Raw genomic sequence first — 16,124 nt, forward strand, 5'->3', positions numbered from 1 at the left:
GCCCTACCAGGGCTGGCCCTCCAGGCCGCTCCACAGCACGTTCAGGTCGGGAAAGCTCCAGCGCTGCGGATCTTCGCGCGCGGCGATCTTGTCACTACAGCCGGGCGCGGCCAGGTCGATGACCTCGGGCGGGATGCGCAGGTCGGAGCGGGTCGAGAAGAACACCTTCACGCGCGGGGCCACCAGGGTGGCGGCGTTTTGCTCCATCACCACGCCCAGGCGGCCCGAGTCCAGGCGCACCAGCGATCCTACGGGGTAGATGCCGATGCTTTTGACGAAGGCCTGGAACAGCCGCGCATCCAGGTGGCCGCGCGTCCACTCGGCCATGCGGCGGATGGCCTCGGCCGGGTCCCAGCCGCGCTTGTAGGGGCGGTCGGAGGTGATGGCGTCGTACACGTCGCAGATCGCCGCCATGCGGGCGATGGTGCTCAGCGAGCCCTCGCCCAGGCGGTTGGGGTAGCCGGTGCCGTCCGTGCGCTCGTGGTGGTGCAGGCAGGCGTCCAGCACGGCGGGGTCCACGCCGGCGCTGTCCTTGAGCATCTCCCAGCCGGCGCGCGGGTGGTTCTTCACCAAGGCGAACTCCGCGTCCGTCAGCCGGCCGGGCTTGTTCAGCACTTCCAGCGGCACGGCGGCCTTGCCCAGGTCGTGCAGCAGGCCGGCCATGCCGGCGGTGCGCGTTTGCGCCTCGTCCAGGCCGATCTGGCGCGCCAGCGCCACCATCAGCGCGCACACGGCCACCGAGTGCATGTAGGTGTAGTCGTCGGCCGTTTTCAGTCGCGCCAGGCTGACCAGGGCGCCCGGGTTGCGCATGACGGAGTCGGAGATCTCCTCGACCAGGCCGGAGGCGGACTGCACGTCGACCGCCCGGCCCATGCGCGCCTGGCTGAACATGGAGGCCATGGCCTGCTTGGTTCGCCCGCAGATCTGCGCGGCGCGGCGGGCCTCCTGGTACAGCGGGCTGGGCTGCAGGTCGCGCGCGGGCGGCGGGGCGCCGGGGGCGGCTTCCAGCGGCGCCGGGGGCTGCTGTTGGCCCAGGCTCGGCGCGTTGGCGGCCACGTCCTTGCCGCGCGCAATGTCGATCCACACCTCGCGCACTGAGGTGGCGCGAATGCGTTCGAGGTCCTTGGGCTCGTCCAGCACGAAGCGCGTGCGCCAGAACGGATGGTCCATCCAGGAGCCGCAGAATTCGTGCAGGTACATGCCCAGGGTCAGGTCTTCGACGGGAATGCGCTTGAGCATGACGGACGGGAAGGGACGCTCTACCGGGAAAAGTGTCAACATGTTAACGGCGTTCGCTCCCAGGGGCGTCGCGCCCGGGATTGTCCTGTTGCTATGGATGAGGGAGCTGGTGCCGCTTGCTTTGCAGGGATTGCGGCATGAAAACATCGTGGGATGCTGATGGGAGAAGCGGCGGCAGCTACTTATTCGATAGTGCTCCCCGGCGTGGTAGCCTTTTTGCATGCCCGCTCCGCCCGCCTCCAGCCCGGCTCGCCAGGCCTTGCTCAAGCTGGGCCTGGAGCGCGACATCGACCTGGCGCTGCACCTGCCGCTGCGCTACGAGGACGAGACCCGCATCACCCCGATCGCCAGCGCGCGCGAGGGCGCCAGCGTGCAGATCGAGGGCGTGGTCACCCACAGCCAGGTGCAGCTGCACCCGCGCCGCCAGCTGGTGGTGACGCTGCAGGACGCCTCGGGCAGCTGCGAGCTGCGCTTCTTCAGCTTCTACCCCTCGCACCACAAGACCATGGGCGTGGGCGTGCGCCTGCGCGCGCGCGGCGAGATCCGCGGCGGCTTCTGGGGCCGGCAGATGCTGCACCCGGTGGTGAAAAGCGCCAGCGCCGACCTGCCGGCCGCGCTCACACCCGTCTACCCCACGGTGGCGCAGCTGCCGCAGGCCTACCTGCGCCGGGCCATCGCCACGGCCCTGGCGCGCGTGGCCCTGCCCGAGACGCTGCCCGCCGAGCTGGCCCCGCCGGCGCTGGTCTTTGATGGCCAAAACGGCCTGCAGCGCCCGTGGACACTGCGTGACGCGCTCACTTTTTTGCACCACCCCACGCCCGACGTGGCCCTGGCTGCGCTGGAAGACCGCAGCCACCCCGCCTGGCAGCGCCTCAAGGCCGAGGAGCTGCTGGCCCAGCAGCTGTCGCAGCTGACCGCCCGGCGCGAACGCGACCAGCTCCGCGCCCCGGTGCTGCGCCCCGCCGATGGCGCCGCGGCCCTGCACGAGCAATTGCTGGCCGCGCTGCCCTTCCAGCTCACGGCCGCCCAGCGGCGCGTGGTCGAGGAGATCGCCCGTGACTTGGGGGCGAGCCGCCCCATGCACCGCCTGCTGCAGGGCGACGTGGGCTCGGGCAAGACCGTGGTGGCGGCGCTGGCCGCCTGCGTGTGCATCGACGCCGGCTGGCAGTGCGCGCTGATGGCGCCCACCGAGATCTTGGCCGAGCAGCACTTCGCCAAGCTGATCGGCTGGCTGCAGCCGCTGCTGGCTGACCGCGCCCAGGGCGTGGCCTGGCTGGTGGGCGGGCAGAAGAAGCGCGAGCGCGCCGCCATGCTGGAGGCGATCGCCGACGGCACGGCCGCGCTGGTGGTGGGCACGCACGCCGTCATCCAGGAGCAGGTGCAGTTCCAGCGCCTGGGGCTGGCCGTGATCGACGAGCAGCACCGCTTCGGCGTGGCCCAGCGGTTGGCGCTGCGCAAGAAGCTCAGCCACCTGGGCCAGGAGCCGCACATGCTGATGATGAGCGCCACGCCCATCCCGCGCACCCTGGCCATGAGCTACTACGCCGACCTGGACGTGTCCACCATCGACGAGCTGCCGCCCGGGCGCACGCCCATCGTCACCAAGCTGATTGCCGACAGCCGCAAGGACGAGATCGTCGAGCGCATCGCCGCCCAGGTGGCGGCCGGGCGGCAGGTGTACTGGGTCTGCCCGCTGATCGAGGAGAGCGAGGCGCTGGACCTGTCCAACGCCACGGCCACGCACCAGGAGCTGAGCGAGGCCCTGCCCGGCGTGCAGGTCGGCCTGCTGCACTCGCGCATGCCGGCGGCCGAGAAGAAGGCGGTGATGGAGGAGTTCAAGAACGGGCGCATGGGCCTCTTGGTCTCCACCACCGTCATCGAGGTCGGTGTGGACGTGCCCAACGCCTCGCTGATGGTCATCGAGCATGCCGAGCGCTTCGGCCTGTCGCAGCTGCACCAGCTGCGGGGCCGCGTGGGCCGGGGCGCGGCGGCGTCGGCCTGCGTGCTGCTGTACTCCACGGGCGACTCCGGCCGCCTGGGCGAGACCGCGCGCGAGCGCCTGAAAGCCATGGCCGAGACCAACGACGGCTTCGAGATCGCGCGGCGCGACCTGGACATCCGCGGCCCGGGAGAATTCCTGGGCGCGCGCCAGTCGGGCGACGCGCTGCTGCGCTTTGCCGACCTGGCCGGCGACACCGGCCTGCTGGACTGGGCGCGCGAGGCCGCGCCCGCCATGCTGGAGCACCACCCGGAACTGGCGGCGCAGCACATGGAGCGCTGGCTTGGCGGAAAATCGGACTTCCTCAAGGCGTGAGAAGCCGCCCTCACTCACCCCTTCTGACCTGACATGACATGACCCTGACCGAGCTGAAATACATCGTCGCCGTCGCGCGGGAAAAGCACTTTGGCCGCGCCGCGGAGGCGTGCTTCGTCTCGCAGCCCACGCTGTCGGTGGCCGTCAAGAAGCTCGAAGACGAGCTGGAGGTCAAGCTGTTCGAGCGCAGTGCCGGCGAGGTCTCCGTCACCGCCCTGGGCGAGGACATCGTGCGCCAGGCGCAAAGCGTGCTGGAGCAGGCCGCCGCCATCAAGGAGATAGCCAAGCGCGGCAAGGACCCGCTGGCCGGGCCGCTCACGCTGGGCGTGATCTACACCATCGGCCCCTACCTGCTGCCCGAGCTGGTGCGCCATTCCATCGCGCGCACGCCGCAGATGCCGCTGATGCTGCAGGAGAACTTCACCGTGCGCCTGCTGGAGATGCTGCGCACCGGCGAGATCGACTGCGCCATCCTGGCCGAGCCGTTTCCGGACACCGGCCTGGCGATCGCCCCGCTGTACGACGAGCCCTTCATGGCCGCCGTGCCCTCCAGCCACCCGCTGGCGGCGCAGGAGACCGTGAGCGCCACGCAGCTCAAGAACGAGACCATGCTGCTGCTGGGCGCGGGCCACTGCTTTCGCGATCACGTGCTGGAGGTCTGCCCCGAGTTCGCCCGCTACGCCACCAACGCCGAGGGCATACGCCGCACCTTCGAGGGCTCGTCGCTGGAGACCATCAAACACATGGTGGCCGCCGGCATGGGCGTGACGCTGGTGCCGCGCCTGTCCGTGCCGCGCGACGCGCTGCACCGCGGCGTGCGCCGCCGAAAGAGCGACGAGGCGCACGTGCGCTACCTGCCCATCGTCGAAGGCGACGGCAGCGCCCCGCCCATGCGCCGCGTGGTGCTGGCCTGGCGGCGCAGCTTCACGCGCTACGAGGCCATCGCCGCGCTGCGCAACGCCGTCTACGCCTGCGAGCTGCCGGGCGTGACGCGGCTATCCTGATGCGTGGCTGACCGCTTTTTTCCGTCCCACCCTCGCAACCCCTACAGGAGGATCATCCGCATGGCCAAAACCACCAGCCCCAAGACGCTTGGCAACAAGGGCGGCGCGCCGCGCATCAACATCGGCATCGGCGACAAGGACCGCGCCGCCATCGCCACCGGCCTGTCGCGCCTGCTGGCCGACACCTACACCCTGTACCTGACCACGCACAACTTCCATTGGAACGTGACGGGCCCCATGTTCAACACGCTGCACACCATGTTCATGGGGCAGTACACCGAGCTGTGGAACGCCGTGGACCCGGTGGCCGAGCGCATCCGCTCGCTGGGCCACCACGCGCCCGGCTCGTATGCCGAGTTCGGCCGGCTGACCTCGCTGGCCGATGCGCCCAGCACGCCGCCGAAGGCGATGGAGATGGTGCGCATCCTTGTCGAGGGTCACGAGGCCGTGGCCCGCACCGCGCGCGAGCTGTTCCCGGTGGCCGACAAGGCCGGCGACGAGCCCACCGCCGACCTGCTGACCCAGCGCCTGACGGTGCACGAGCAGACGGCCTGGATGCTGCGCTCGCTGCTGGAGGAGTGATGCGGCTGCCCGCCGCCGGGCATCGGCCCGGCCTCGGCGCATGAGCTGGGCCTGGATCGACGCCTGGGCCGCGCCGGCCGGCGCCGCCCTGACACTGGCCGCCCTGGGCGGCCTTTTTTTCTACCTGCGCCGCCCCGGCCCGCCGGCGGAGCCCGCGGCCCTGGGGCCGGCAGCCTGCCGGGCGCTGGCCGGCGCGGGCGTGCTGGCCGCGCTCGGGCTGGCCGGCTTGGCGGCGTCCATGGCGGGCCTGTGGCCCGGCGTGGACGGGCTGGCGCTGGACGCCGCCGTGAGCGGCTGGATCGAGCGGCGCGTGGGCCCCGCCTGGCACGGGCCGCTGGTCGCCTTCACCCAGCTGGGCCACGTCGGCCTGCTGGTGCCGCTGGCCGCCGCCGTGCTGCTGGTGCTGCTGCGCCGGCGCGACAGCCTGCGCGCCGGCGTATGGCTGCTGGGCACGGCCGGCGCGGGCCTGTGGACGCGGGCGATCAAGAGCGCCGTGGCCCGCCCGCGCCCGGCCGAGGCCTGGGTGGCCGAAGGCGGGCACAGCTTTCCCAGCGGCCACAGCGCCGGCACGCTGGCGCTGTTCGGCCTGCTGGTCTGGCTGCTGCTGCCGCACCTGCGCCGTGCCTGGCGGTTGCCGCTGGCGCTGGCAGCCCTGGCACTGGCGCTGGGCGTGGGCGCCAGCCGCGTGCTGCTGCGCGTGCACTACGCCAGCGACGTGCTGGCCGGCTGGCTGCTGGCGCTGGCCTGGGGCGCCTGCATGGTGTGCGCGGCCGAATGGGCGCTGCGCCGGCGCGGGGCCTGCCTCCGCGCCTGAGGCGGGCGGGCATGGCCGACAATCCAATCCTGGGCCACGCCGGTGCGCCGGCTCCAGCCGCGTGCTGACTGCCCGGCCCGCCGGTTTTCCCTCTCGCCCGTTCGTTCATTGCCGCCATGCCCGTCGTTGCCCCACCGGTTGCGTCCCCGCGCAGCCGCCTTGCCCTGTACCTGGACCTGATCCGCTTCAACCGCCCGGCCGGCTGGCTGGTGCTGGTCTGGCCGACCCTGGTGGCGCTGTGGGCGGCGGCGGGCGGCTTTCCCGGCTGGCACCTGCTGATCGTCTTCGTGGCCGGCACGGTGCTGATGAGGAGCGCGGGCTGCTGCATCAACGACGTGGCCGACCGCGACTTCGACCGGCACGTCAAGCGCACGCAGGCGCGGCCCATCACGACGGGGCAGGTCAGCGTGCGCGAGGCGCTGGTGCTGGCGGCGGCTCTGGCGCTGGTGGCGCTGGCCCTGGTGCTGACCACGCGCTGGGAGGCCGTGGCCTGGTCGGTGCCGGCGGTGCTGGCCACCATCCTCTACCCCTTCACCAAGCGCTTTTTCGCCATGCCGCAGGCCTTCCTGGGCATCGCCTTCAACTTCGGCATCGTCATCGCCTACGCCGCCGTGCAGGGGCAGGTGCCGGGCCAGGCATGGGTGTTGTGGCTGGCCAACCTGTTCCTGGTGCTGGCCTACGACACCGAGTACGCCATGGTGGACCGCGATGACGACCTGAAGATCGGCATGAAGACCTCGGCCATCACGCTGGGGCGTTTCGACGTGGCGGGCGTGATGCTGTTCTTTGCGTTGTGCCTGGCACTTACCGCCGCTGTGCTGCTGGCGCTGGGCCTGGGCTGGCCGGTGTGGCTGGGTTGGGGTGCGGCGGCGGCGCAGGTGGTGTGGCACTACACGCTGATCCGCCGGCGCACGCGCGAGGGCTGCTTCGTCGCCTTCAGCAAGAGCCACTGGATCGGCGTGGCGATCTTCGCCGGCGTGGCGCTGGGTTACGCGCTACGCTATTGATAGCTGCTGGCGCTTGATGGACAAGTGCTGGAGCCAATTTTCATGAGACTCTTCGCAGCCCGCTGCAAAACCTGGCAGCGGGTCCTGCAATGGGCGCAACCCTGCCAGCGGCCACCGTGCAAGGGCCGCCCCGCAGCACCGGTGGCGTCCCCCTTCCCGAATCGCTACGCGATTCGAGAGAAGGGGGAAGCGGCGCAGCCGCTCAGGGGGTTGTCCCAAATTCTTCCGCCAGTTCCCGCGCGCGCCGCTCGGCGGCGCGCATCGCGGCGACGAAGTGCTCGGGGATGCGCTGCTCCTGCATGTGGGTGATGGCCGCGTGCGTGGTGCCGCCCTTGCTGGTCACGCGCTGGCGCAGCACCTCGGGGCCTTCGTCCGAGCGGGCGGCCAGCTCGGCGGCGCCCTGGAAGGTGGCCACGGCCAGCTGGTAGGCCTGGGCGGCGCTCAGGCCCATGTCCTGGCCGGCCTGCTGCATGGCCTGCAGGAACAAAAAGACATAGGCCGGGCCCGAGCCCGACAGCGCCGTCACCGCGTCCAGCTGCGCCTCCTTGTCCACCCACACGAACTGGCCGGTGGTGGCGACCACGCGCTCGACCAGCGCGCGGCCGGCGGCGTCGACCTGGGGCGCGGCGAACAGGCCGGTGATGCCCTTGCCCACCAGCGCCGGCGTGTTGGGCATGGCGCGCACGATGCGCTCGCTGCCCAGCCAGCGCGCGATGCTGGCGGTGGGGATGCCGGCGGCCACGCTCAGGTGCAGGGCCTGGGCGACGTGGGGCGCGGCGGCGTCGGCGGCGTCCTTGAAGGTCTGGGGCTTGACGGCCCACACCACCAGCTGCGCGCGCGCCAGCTGCGCGCCGGCCTGCGCCTGGGCCTCGATGCGAAAGCGCTGGCGCAGCGCGTCGCGGGCCGCGTCCCAGGGCTCGACCACCTCGATCCGGTCGGCCGGATGGCCACGCCCGACCAGCCCGCCGATGATGGCGCTGGCCATGTTGCCGCCGCCGATGAAGGCGATGCAGCGGGGCTCGGAGGGTGCGGTGCGGGTATCGGTCATGGTTTGGACGGATGAAAAAGAGCCGCCGGCTGCTTCAAAAATGAGAGCTGCCAGCGCTCTATTGATGGGCGTTTGAATGTGAAAACTATGGCAAAACCAGGCGCATCATGCGTCGGCAGCTATTATTTTTGCTGACCGCAGTCCAGCGTGGCCTGGGCCACGGCGTGCTCCCAGCGGTGCATCAGCGCCTGGGCCTGCTCGCGCGCCATGGTGGGTACGAAGCGCCGCTCGGCGCGCCACAGGCTGGCCAGCTCCTCGGTGCCGGCGTACACCCCGCTGGCCAGGCCGGCCAGGTAGGCCGCGCCCAGGGCAGTGGTCTCCACGCAGGCCGGGCGCACCACGGGGATGCCCAGCAGGTCGGCCTGGAACTGCATCAGCAGGTCGTTCACGCAGGCGCCGCCGTCCACGCGCAGCTCGGACACCGGCGCGCCGCCGGCGGCCACGGCGTCCCGGCTCATGGCCTGCAGCAGGGCGGCGCTTTGGTAGGCGATGGACTCCAGCGCCGCGCGGGCGATGTGCGCCAGCGTGCTGCCGCGCGTCAGGCCGGTGATGGTGCCGCGCGCCTCGGGCTGCCAGTAGGGCGCGCCCAGGCCGGTGAAGGCCGGCACCATCATCACGCCGCCGGAGTCGGGCACGCTCTCGGCCAGCTGCTGCACCTCGCTGCTGGCGCGGATCGCCTGCAGGCCATCGCGCAGCCACTGCACCACGGCGCCGCCGACGAAGACGCTGCCCTCCATGGCGTATTCCGGCGTGGTGCTGGTCTGAGCCGCGCTGGTGGTGAGCAGGCCGTTGTGGCTGGTCTCGAAGCGCTGGCCGGTGTGCATCAGCATGAAGCAGCCCGTGCCGTAGGTGTTCTTGGCCATGCCGGCACTGAAGCAGGCCTGGCCGAAGAGGGCGCTTTGCTGGTCGCCCGCCACGCCGGCGATGGGGATGGCGCCGCCCAGCAGCTCGGCGTCGGTGGCGCCGAACTCCAGGCTGGCCGAGGGAAGCACCTCGGGCATCAGCGCGCGCGGGATGTCCAGCAGCGCCAGCAGCTCGTCGTCCCAGCGGTTCTCGCGCACGTTGAACAGCATGGTGCGGCTGGCGTTGCTGACGTCCGTGACGTGGCGCCGCCTGCCCGTGAGCTGCCAGATCAGCCAGCTGTCGATGGTGCCGAAGGCCAGCTCGCCGCTTTCTGCGGCCGTGCGCGCGCCGGGCACGTTGTCCAGCAGCCACTGCAGCTTGGTGGCAGAGAAGTAGGCGTCGATGCGCAGGCCGGTCTTGCCCTGGATCAGCGCCTCGTGGCCCTGCTCGCGCAGGCGGGCGCAGGCCGGCTCGGCGCGCCGGTCCTGCCAGACGATGGCGTGGTGGATGGGCGCGCCGGTCTTGCGGTTCCACACCAGCGTGGTCTCGCGCTGGTTGGTGATGCCGATGGCGCGCACGTCGCTCGCCTGGAGGCCGGCCTGCGCCAGCGCCTGGCGTGCCGTGGCCAGCTGGGTGCGCCAGATCTCGCGCGCGTCGTGCTCCACCCAGCCGGGCCGCGGGTAGATCTGCGGCAGCTCCAGCTGGGCCTGGGTGACGATGTGGCCGCTGCGGTCGAAGACGATGGAGCGCGAGCTGGAGGTGCCTTGGTCGAGGGCGAGCAGGTAGGTCATGGCGGTGTCGGCGGCAGCGGAAAGAAACGGTGCTTGGGCAGGGGTTTCAGGCGGCGACGGTGCATTGCACCCCGGCCTCCTGCAGCAGGCGCGGGAAGGGCTCGGGCGGCGGCGCGTCGGTGAACAGGCGGTCGATCTGCGCCAGTGTCGCCAATTGCACCATGGCCGGGCGGTTGAACTTGCTGTGGTCGGCCACCAGCCAGACCTCGCGCGCCTGCGCAATGATGGTCTGCGCCACCTTCACCTCGCGCAGGTCGTAGTCGCGCAGCGTGCCGTCGGGCTCGATGCCGGAGATGCCGATGATGGCGATGTCCACGCGGAACTGGCGCAGAAAGTCCACCGCCGCCTCGCCCACGATGCCGCGGTCGCGTGCGCGCACCACGCCGCCGGCGACGATGACCTCGCAGTCCGGGTTGCCGCTGAGCGTGGCGGCCACGTTGATGTTGTTGGTGATGACGCGCAGGCCCTGGCGTCCCAGCAGGGCGCGGGCCACGGCCTCGGTAGTGGTGCCGATGTTCAGGATCACCGAGCAGCCGGGCGGAATCTGCTGCGCCACGGCGCGGGCGATGCGCCGCTTGCCCTCGGCGTGCAGCGTCTCGCGCTGCGGGTGCGCCAGGTTCTCGATGGTCGAGCCGGGCAGGCGCACGCCGCCGTGAAAGCGCGTCACCAGCCCCTGCTCGGCCAGGCGCTGCACGTCACGGCGCACGGTCTGCAGCGTCACGCCCAGGCTTTGCGCGAGCTGCTCCACGCTGGCGCTCTGGCTGTGGCGCAGCTGCTCGAGCAGCAGCAGCTGGCGCGGGTTGGCGGTGGAATGCTTGCTCTTGCTCACGGCGGCCTTGTAAAACGAAGCGAAACGAAAATTCTCAGGGCTTAATATGCCAAAAGATGGGCGTGAAACGAAAGAAAATGAACCGATACGAAGAATCGTTTTACCATCCGGGTATGGCCCGCATACCGGGTTAACCCTGAAATCGCTCCCCAGGAACCGTAGAAGATCACGCCCATGACTGCCGCCAACGCCACTCCCCTGCCCACCGACCGCGCCGCGTTGCTGCAGCGCCTGGCCCAGCCCCACACCTACGACCTGGCGGTCATCGGCGGCGGCGCGACCGGGCTGGGCGTGGCGCTGGACGCGGCGGCGCGGGGCTTTTCGGTGGTGCTGCTGGAGTCGCACGACTTCGCCAAGGGCACGTCCTCGCGTGCCACCAAGCTGGTGCACGGCGGCGTGCGCTACCTGGCCCAGGGCAACATCGCCCTGGTGCGCGAGGCCCTGCACGAGCGCACCACACTGCTGAAGAACGCGCCGCACCTGGCGCAGCCGCTGGCCTTCGTCATGCCGTCGTACAAGCTGTGGGAGACGCCGTTCTACGGCACCGGCCTGAAGATGTACGACGCGCTGGCCGGCAAGGCCGGCCTGGGCGACACGCAGTGCCTGGGCCGCATGGAAACCCTGCGCTGCCTGCCCACGGCCGTGGCGGACGGCCTCAAGGGCGGCGTCAAATATTGGGACGGGCAGTTCGATGACGCCCGCCTGGCCCTGGCGCTGGCGCGTACCGCCGCGGCCCGGGGTGCGCTGCTGGTCAACTACTGCCCGGCGATCGACCTGCTGTACGAGGGCGGCAAGGTTGCCGGCGTGGTTTGCGAAGACGCCGAGGGCGGCGCCCGCTTCGAGGTGCGCGCGCGCTGCGTGGTCAATGCCACCGGCGTCTGGGTGGACGCGCTGCGCCAGCGCGACGGCCAAGCCGCCGGGCGCGAGCTGGCGCCCATGGTGGCCCCCAGCCAGGGCGTGCACCTGGTGGTGGACCGCGAATTCCTGCCCAGCGACCATGCGCTGATGGTGCCCAAGACCGCCGATGGGCGGGTGCTGTTCGCCGTGCCGTGGCTGGGCAAGCTCATCCTGGGCACCACCGACAGCCCGCGCCACGACCTGGCGCGCGAGCCGCTGGCCATGCACGAGGAGGTCGCCTTCATCCTGGGCGAGGCCGGCCGCTACCTGCGCCGCGCGCCCACCGTGCAGGACGTGCGCAGCATCTGGGTCGGCCTGCGCCCGCTGGTCAAGCCCCAGGGCGACGATGGCGGCAACACCAAGCGCATCAGCCGCGAGCACACCGTGATCGCCAGCCCCACCGGCCTGGTCACCGTCACTGGCGGCAAGTGGACCACCTACCGAGCCATGGCCGAGGACGTGCTGGACAAGTGCTTCGAGGCGCATCTGCTGCCGCGCCGCGATGCTGGCGTGACGGTGTCGCTGCCGCTGGTGGGTGCGGCCGGTGCCAGCGCGCGCCAGGGCATGAACCAGCCGCAGGGCCTGCATTCCTACGGCGGCGAGGCCGCCCTGGTGGCGGCTCTGCCGGGCGCCGATGTGGTGCTGGCCGAAGGCCTGACCGAGGCCATGGTGCGCTGGGCCGTGCGCCACGAGTACGCCCGCACCGTGGAAGATGTGCTGGCACGCCGCGCCCGCGTGCTCTTCCTGGACGCGCGCCTGGCTGCCTCCCTGGCGCCGCGCGTGGCGCAGATCCTGGCCGAGGAACTGCCCGGCCACGACCCGCAACTGGCCCCCTTCCTGGAGCTGGCGAACCAGTACGCCACGGTGCCGGCCTGAAAAGTAGCAAACCGCCCTTCAAAACCACTTGACGGGCGGTTTTGTTTTTGCGACACTAGCGGGCTTCGTGCTTTGCTAGCGCGAGGCTTATCTGCCCAGCGAAAACGCTTGCGAAATGGTTTGCGGCGCGGACGACGGGCCCAAGACTGACTGGCGTTGCGCCTTTCGCTCCGGTTTTTCCGGTGCGAAGGGCCGCTGGTACAAGTTGGGAATATTCAAATGATCCAGACAGAATCTCGGTTAGAGGTTGCCGACAACACCGGCGCCAAGTCCGTCCTGTGCATCAAGGTGCTGGGCGGCTCCAAGCGGCGCTATGCCAGTGTTGGCGACATCATCAAGGTGAGCGTGAAAGAAGCCGCACCGCGTGGCCGCGTCAAGAAGGGCGAGGTCTACAGCGCCGTGGTGGTTCGCACCGCCAAGGGCATCCGTCGCGCAGACGGCTCGCTCGTCAAGTTCGACGGCAATGCCGCCGTGCTGCTCAATGCAAAGCTGGAGCCCATCGGCACCCGCATCTTCGGCCCCGTGACGCGCGAGCTGCGTACCGAGCGCTTCATGAAGATCGTGTCCCTGGCTCCTGAAGTTCTCTGAAGGAAGCACCATGAACAAGATCCGCAAGGGCGATGAAATCATCGTGCTCGCAGGGCGCGACAAGGGCAAGCGTGGCACGGTCGCGCTGCGCAAGGATGACTCCTACCTGGTCATCGAAGGCATCAATCTGGTCAAGAAGCACGTCAAGCCGAACCCCATGAAGGGCACCACCGGCGGCATCGTGGAAAAGGCCATGCCCATCCACCAGTCCAACGTGGCCATCTTCAATGCCGCCACCGGCAAGGCCGACCGCGTCGGAGTCAAGGTGCAGGCCGACGGCACGCGCGTGCGTGTCTACAAGTCCAGCGGCGCCGAAATCAAGACGGCTTAAAGGGGTCCTCATGGCACGACTGCAACAACTCTATCGCGACAAGATCGCGGCCGAACTGAAGGAAAAGTTCGGCTACCAATCCATCATGGAAGTCCCGCGCCTGACCAAGATCACCCTGAACATGGGTGTGAGCGAAGCCGTGGCCGACAAGAAGGTGATGGACAACGCCGTGGCCGATCTGACCAAGATCGCCGGCCAAAAGCCTGTGGTGACCAAGGCCAAGAAGGCCATCGCCGGCTTCAAGATCCGCGAAGGCCAGGCCATCGGCTGCATGGTGACGCTGCGTGGCGTCCGCATGTACGAATTCCTGGATCGTTTCGTGACCGTGGCTCTGCCCCGCGTGCGTGACTTCCGTGGTATCTCCGGCCGCGCTTTCGACGGCCGTGGCAACTACAACATCGGCGTCAAAGAGCAGATCATCTTCCCTGAGATCGAGTACGACAAGGTGGATGCGCTGCGTGGTCTGAACATCAGCATCACCACGACGGCCAAGACCGACGATGAAGCCAAGGCCCTGCTGGCCGGCTTCCGTTTCCCGTTCAAGAACTAAAGGTGGCGCATGGCTAAGAAAGCTTTGATCCAGCGCGAACTCAAGCGCGAAAAACTGGCTGCCAAGTACGCCGCCAAGTACGCTGAACTGAAGGCCATTGCCGGCGACGCCAAGCGCTCTGACGAAGAGCGCGACGCTGCCCGCCTGGGCCTGCAGAAGCTCCCGCGCAACGCGAACCCCACGCGCCAGCGCAACCGCTGCGAGATGACCGGCCGCCCCCGCGGCACGTTCCGCCAGTTTGGTCTGGCCCGCGCCAAGATCCGTGAACTGGCCTTCGCTGGTGACATCCCCGGTGTCACCAAGGCCAGCTGGTAAGCAGGAGAGATAAACATGAGCATGAGTGATCCCATCGCTGACCTGCTGACCCGCATCCGCAACGCGCAGATGGTGTCCAAGGCCACCGTGTCGGTGCCGTCCTCCAAGGTGAAAATCGCCATCGCCCAGGTGCTCAAGGACGAAGGCTATATCGACGGTTTTGAAGTCAAGACCGACGCCGGCAAGTCCGAGCTGCAAATCGCCCTGAAGTACTACGCCGGCCGTCCGGTGATCGAGCGCATCGAGCGTGTGAGCCGTCCCGGCCTGCGCGTGTACAAGGGCGCGGGCGCCATCCCCCAGGTCCAGAACGGCCTGGGCGTGGCCATCGTCACCACACCCAAGGGCGTGATGACCGACCGCAAGGCGCGTGCCACCGGTGTCGGCGGCGAAGTGCTGTGCTACGTGGCCTGACGCGGCATTCGAGGAGTAAACAGAAATGTCCCGAGTAGGCAAATCTCCGGTGACCATCCCCGCAGGCGTGGATGTGTCCATCAAGGACGACCAGATCAGCGTCAAGGGCGCAGGCGGCACGCTGTCGCTGGCCCAGAGCGCGCTGGTGAAGGTTTCCAGCAACGATGGCAAGCTGAGCTTTGCGCCGACCGACGAGTCGCGCGAGGCCAATGCCATGAGCGGCACCATTCGCCAATTGGTGAACAACATGGTGCTCGGCGTCAGCCGCGGCTTCGAGAAGAAGCTGACCCTGGTCGGCGTGGGCTTCAAGGCTGCTGCCTCCGGTTCCAAGCTGAACCTGAACATCGGCTTTTCCCACCCCGTTAACTTCGATATGCCCGCCGGCATCACGGTGGCTACCCCGACTCCGACCGAAGTCGTGATCAAGGGTGCCGACCGCCAGGTGGTGGGCCAGCTGGCCGCCGAGATCCGCGCCGTTCGTCCGCCCGAGCCCTACAAGGGCAAGGGCATCCGTTATGCGGACGAAAAGGTCGTGATCAAAGAGACCAAGAAGAAATAAGGAGCTGCAACATGTTGACCAAGAAAGAGCAGCGTCTTCGCCGTGCCCGCCAGACCCGCATCCGCATTGCCCAGCAGGGCGTTGCGCGCCTGACGGTGCACCGCACAAATCTCCACATCTACGCCAGCCTCATCTCCGAAGATGGTGCACGCGTGCTGGCCACGGCGTCCACGGCAGAAGCCGAGGTGCGTCAGGCGCTGGGTGGTGCGGGCAAGGGTGGCAATGCGGCCGCGGCCGAGGCCGTGGGCAAGCGCATCGCCGAGAAGGCCAAGGCGGCCGGCGTCGAGCGGGTGGCATTTGATCGCGCAGGTTTTGCCTACCACGGTCGTGTGAAGGCCCTGGCCGAGGCGGCTCGCGAAGCCGGCCTGCAGTTCTAAGCGGAGCGGATAACAATGGCTAAATTTCAACCCAAGGTGCAGGACGAAGGTCGCGACGACGGTCTGCGCGAGAAAATGATCGCGGTCAACCGCGTGACCAAAGTCGTCAAGGGCGGCCGTATTCTGGGCTTCGCAGCACTGACGGTGGTCGGCGACGGTGATGGTCGCGTGGGCATGGGCAAGGGCAAATCCAAGGAAGTGCCCGCCGCCGTGCAGAAGGCCATGGAAGAGGCCCGCCGCAAGATGGTGAAGGTGTCGCTCAAGAACGGCACCATCCACCACAACGTGACCGGCCACCACGGCGCTGCCGTGGTCATGATGGCTCCCGCTCCCCAGGGTACCGGCATCATCGCCGGCGGCCCGATGCGTGCCGTCTTCGAAGTCATGGGCATCACCGACATCGTGGCCAAGAGCCATGGCTCGTCCAACCCCTACAACATGGTGCGCGCAACGCTCGACGCCCTGACCAACTGCACGACGCCGGCCGAAGTGGCTGCCAAGCGCGGCAAGTCGGTCGAAGAGCTGTTCGCTGCCTGAAGAGGAAGTCGACATGACAACGACGACGCAACAAACCGTGAAGATTCAGCTGGTGCGCAGCCCTATCGGCACCAAGGAATCGCACCGCGCCACCGTTCGTGGCCTGGGCCTGCGCAAGCTCAACAGCGTGAGCGAGCTCAAGGACACGCCCGAGGTGCGCGGCATGATCAACAAGATCAGCTACCTGGTCAAAATCCTCTGAGAGGTTGATG

The 16,124-nt window shown here is 69.1% G+C and carries 19 protein-coding genes; 15 read left to right on the forward strand and 4 right to left on the reverse strand.

Annotated features, from left to right (window positions below; genetic code table 11):
* Positions 1-3: 3 nt before the first annotated feature.
* A complete protein-coding gene (locus RT282_RS02090; protein WP_313312581.1) occupies positions 4-1,239 on the reverse strand; it encodes an HD-GYP domain-containing protein in 1,236 nt (411 codons plus the stop codon).
* Between the two features lie 220 nt (positions 1,240-1,459).
* On the opposite strand from RT282_RS02090, the gene recG reads away from it, so the two are divergent.
* The 5 genes from recG to ubiA all read left to right on the forward strand — a co-directional run bounded on the left by recG (position 1,460) and on the right by ubiA (position 6,960).
* Positions 1,460-3,553, forward strand: a complete 2,094-nt coding sequence (recG, locus tag RT282_RS02095) for an ATP-dependent DNA helicase RecG (protein ID WP_313311498.1) — start codon at positions 1,460-1,462, stop codon at positions 3,551-3,553.
* A gap of 38 nt (positions 3,554-3,591) precedes the next feature.
* A complete protein-coding gene (locus RT282_RS02100; RefSeq protein WP_312302574.1) occupies positions 3,592-4,557 on the forward strand; it encodes a LysR substrate-binding domain-containing protein in 966 nt (321 codons plus the stop codon).
* Between the two features lie 60 nt (positions 4,558-4,617).
* Positions 4,618-5,139, forward strand: coding sequence for a Dps family protein (locus tag RT282_RS02105; RefSeq protein WP_312757146.1), 522 nt, complete (start codon positions 4,618-4,620; stop codon positions 5,137-5,139).
* A gap of 40 nt (positions 5,140-5,179) precedes the next feature.
* Complete coding sequence (locus RT282_RS02110; protein WP_313311500.1) at positions 5,180-5,953, forward strand: phosphatase PAP2 family protein; 774 nt, start codon at positions 5,180-5,182, stop codon at positions 5,951-5,953.
* Positions 5,954-6,069: 116 nt separating this feature from the next.
* Positions 6,070-6,960, forward strand: coding sequence for a 4-hydroxybenzoate octaprenyltransferase (gene ubiA / locus RT282_RS02115; RefSeq protein ID WP_313311501.1), 891 nt, complete (start codon positions 6,070-6,072; stop codon positions 6,958-6,960).
* Positions 6,961-7,162: 202 nt separating this feature from the next.
* On the opposite strand, the gene proC is transcribed toward ubiA, so the two are convergent.
* From proC to RT282_RS02130, 3 genes are all read right to left on the reverse strand, one after another.
* The gene (gene proC / locus RT282_RS02120) at positions 7,163-8,008 is read right to left on the reverse strand and encodes a pyrroline-5-carboxylate reductase (protein ID WP_313311502.1); all 846 of its coding nucleotides are present in this window, start codon (positions 8,006-8,008) and stop codon (positions 7,163-7,165) included.
* 122 nt (positions 8,009-8,130) lie between these two features.
* Positions 8,131-9,642 carry a glycerol kinase GlpK gene (gene glpK, locus RT282_RS02125; RefSeq protein ID WP_313311504.1) on the reverse strand — a complete coding sequence of 504 codons (1,512 nt, stop codon included), beginning with the start codon at positions 9,640-9,642 and terminating at the stop codon, positions 8,131-8,133.
* 46 nt (positions 9,643-9,688) lie between these two features.
* Positions 9,689-10,471 carry a DeoR/GlpR family DNA-binding transcription regulator gene (locus RT282_RS02130; RefSeq protein WP_313311505.1) on the reverse strand — a complete coding sequence of 261 codons (783 nt, stop codon included), beginning with the start codon at positions 10,469-10,471 and terminating at the stop codon, positions 9,689-9,691.
* Between the two features lie 174 nt (positions 10,472-10,645).
* Between RT282_RS02130 and RT282_RS02135 the strand changes: the two genes are divergently transcribed.
* From RT282_RS02135 to rpmD, 10 genes are all read left to right on the forward strand, one after another.
* Positions 10,646-12,244 carry a glycerol-3-phosphate dehydrogenase/oxidase gene (locus RT282_RS02135; RefSeq protein WP_313311507.1) on the forward strand — a complete coding sequence of 533 codons (1,599 nt, stop codon included), beginning with the start codon at positions 10,646-10,648 and terminating at the stop codon, positions 12,242-12,244.
* Positions 12,245-12,463: 219 nt separating this feature from the next.
* A complete protein-coding gene (gene rplN / locus RT282_RS02140; RefSeq protein ID WP_106844856.1) occupies positions 12,464-12,832 on the forward strand; it encodes a 50S ribosomal protein L14 in 369 nt (122 codons plus the stop codon).
* Positions 12,833-12,842: 10 nt separating this feature from the next.
* Positions 12,843-13,163, forward strand: a complete 321-nt coding sequence (rplX, locus tag RT282_RS02145; RefSeq protein WP_312302596.1) for a 50S ribosomal protein L24 — start codon at positions 12,843-12,845, stop codon at positions 13,161-13,163.
* Positions 13,164-13,173: 10 nt separating this feature from the next.
* Positions 13,174-13,713 carry a 50S ribosomal protein L5 gene (rplE, locus tag RT282_RS02150; RefSeq protein ID WP_312302598.1) on the forward strand — a complete coding sequence of 180 codons (540 nt, stop codon included), beginning with the start codon at positions 13,174-13,176 and terminating at the stop codon, positions 13,711-13,713.
* Between the two features lie 9 nt (positions 13,714-13,722).
* Positions 13,723-14,028, forward strand: coding sequence for a 30S ribosomal protein S14 (gene rpsN, locus RT282_RS02155; protein ID WP_106844853.1), 306 nt, complete (start codon positions 13,723-13,725; stop codon positions 14,026-14,028).
* 15 nt (positions 14,029-14,043) lie between these two features.
* On the forward strand, positions 14,044-14,439 hold the full coding sequence (rpsH, locus tag RT282_RS02160; protein ID WP_312302603.1) for a 30S ribosomal protein S8: 396 nt from the start codon (positions 14,044-14,046) through the stop codon (positions 14,437-14,439).
* A 25-nt stretch (positions 14,440-14,464) separates the two neighbouring features.
* Positions 14,465-14,998 (forward strand): 50S ribosomal protein L6, encoded by a 534-nt coding sequence (gene rplF, locus RT282_RS02165; RefSeq protein ID WP_312302606.1) that lies wholly within the window; start codon positions 14,465-14,467, stop codon positions 14,996-14,998.
* Between the two features lie 11 nt (positions 14,999-15,009).
* Positions 15,010-15,375, forward strand: coding sequence for a 50S ribosomal protein L18 (gene rplR / locus RT282_RS02170; protein ID WP_312302608.1), 366 nt, complete (start codon positions 15,010-15,012; stop codon positions 15,373-15,375).
* A gap of 15 nt (positions 15,376-15,390) precedes the next feature.
* Complete coding sequence (gene rpsE, locus RT282_RS02175) at positions 15,391-15,912, forward strand: 30S ribosomal protein S5 (RefSeq protein ID WP_312302610.1); 522 nt, start codon at positions 15,391-15,393, stop codon at positions 15,910-15,912.
* A 13-nt stretch (positions 15,913-15,925) separates the two neighbouring features.
* Positions 15,926-16,114, forward strand: a complete 189-nt coding sequence (gene rpmD, locus RT282_RS02180; RefSeq protein ID WP_312302613.1) for a 50S ribosomal protein L30 — start codon at positions 15,926-15,928, stop codon at positions 16,112-16,114.
* Positions 16,115-16,124 lie beyond the last annotated feature (10 nt).

It is taken from the genome of Pulveribacter sp., assembly GCF_032079985.1.
GTDB lineage: Bacteria > Pseudomonadota > Gammaproteobacteria > Burkholderiales > Burkholderiaceae_C > Melaminivora.

Excerpts from the sequence above, each read along its gene's own strand:
- rpsH (WP_312302603.1), top strand. The coding sequence starts at position 14,044 with ATGAGCATGAGTGATCCCATCGCTGACCTGCTGACCCGCATCCGCAAC.
- RT282_RS02105 (WP_312757146.1), top strand. The coding sequence starts at position 4,618 with ATGGCCAAAACCACCAGCCCCAAGACGCTTGGCAACAAGGGCGGCGCG.
- rplX (WP_312302596.1), top strand. The coding sequence starts at position 12,843 with ATGAACAAGATCCGCAAGGGCGATGAAATCATCGTGCTCGCAGGGCGC.
- rplE (WP_312302598.1), top strand. The coding sequence starts at position 13,174 with ATGGCACGACTGCAACAACTCTATCGCGACAAGATCGCGGCCGAACTG.
- rplN (WP_106844856.1), top strand. The coding sequence starts at position 12,464 with ATGATCCAGACAGAATCTCGGTTAGAGGTTGCCGACAACACCGGCGCC.
- proC (WP_313311502.1), bottom strand. The coding sequence starts at position 8,008 with ATGACCGATACCCGCACCGCACCCTCCGAGCCCCGCTGCATCGCCTTC.
- RT282_RS02110 (WP_313311500.1), top strand. The coding sequence starts at position 5,180 with ATGAGCTGGGCCTGGATCGACGCCTGGGCCGCGCCGGCCGGCGCCGCC.
- RT282_RS02100 (WP_312302574.1), top strand. The coding sequence starts at position 3,592 with ATGACCCTGACCGAGCTGAAATACATCGTCGCCGTCGCGCGGGAAAAG.
- RT282_RS02135 (WP_313311507.1), top strand. The coding sequence starts at position 10,646 with ATGACTGCCGCCAACGCCACTCCCCTGCCCACCGACCGCGCCGCGTTG.
- recG (WP_313311498.1), top strand. The coding sequence starts at position 1,460 with ATGCCCGCTCCGCCCGCCTCCAGCCCGGCTCGCCAGGCCTTGCTCAAG.
- rplF (WP_312302606.1), top strand. The coding sequence starts at position 14,465 with ATGTCCCGAGTAGGCAAATCTCCGGTGACCATCCCCGCAGGCGTGGAT.
- ubiA (WP_313311501.1), top strand. The coding sequence starts at position 6,070 with ATGCCCGTCGTTGCCCCACCGGTTGCGTCCCCGCGCAGCCGCCTTGCC.
- rpmD (WP_312302613.1), top strand. The coding sequence starts at position 15,926 with ATGACAACGACGACGCAACAAACCGTGAAGATTCAGCTGGTGCGCAGC.
- RT282_RS02090 (WP_313312581.1), bottom strand. The coding sequence starts at position 1,239 with ATGCTCAAGCGCATTCCCGTCGAAGACCTGACCCTGGGCATGTACCTG.
- glpK (WP_313311504.1), bottom strand. The coding sequence starts at position 9,642 with ATGACCTACCTGCTCGCCCTCGACCAAGGCACCTCCAGCTCGCGCTCC.
- rplR (WP_312302608.1), top strand. The coding sequence starts at position 15,010 with ATGTTGACCAAGAAAGAGCAGCGTCTTCGCCGTGCCCGCCAGACCCGC.
- rpsN (WP_106844853.1), top strand. The coding sequence starts at position 13,723 with ATGGCTAAGAAAGCTTTGATCCAGCGCGAACTCAAGCGCGAAAAACTG.
- rpsE (WP_312302610.1), top strand. The coding sequence starts at position 15,391 with ATGGCTAAATTTCAACCCAAGGTGCAGGACGAAGGTCGCGACGACGGT.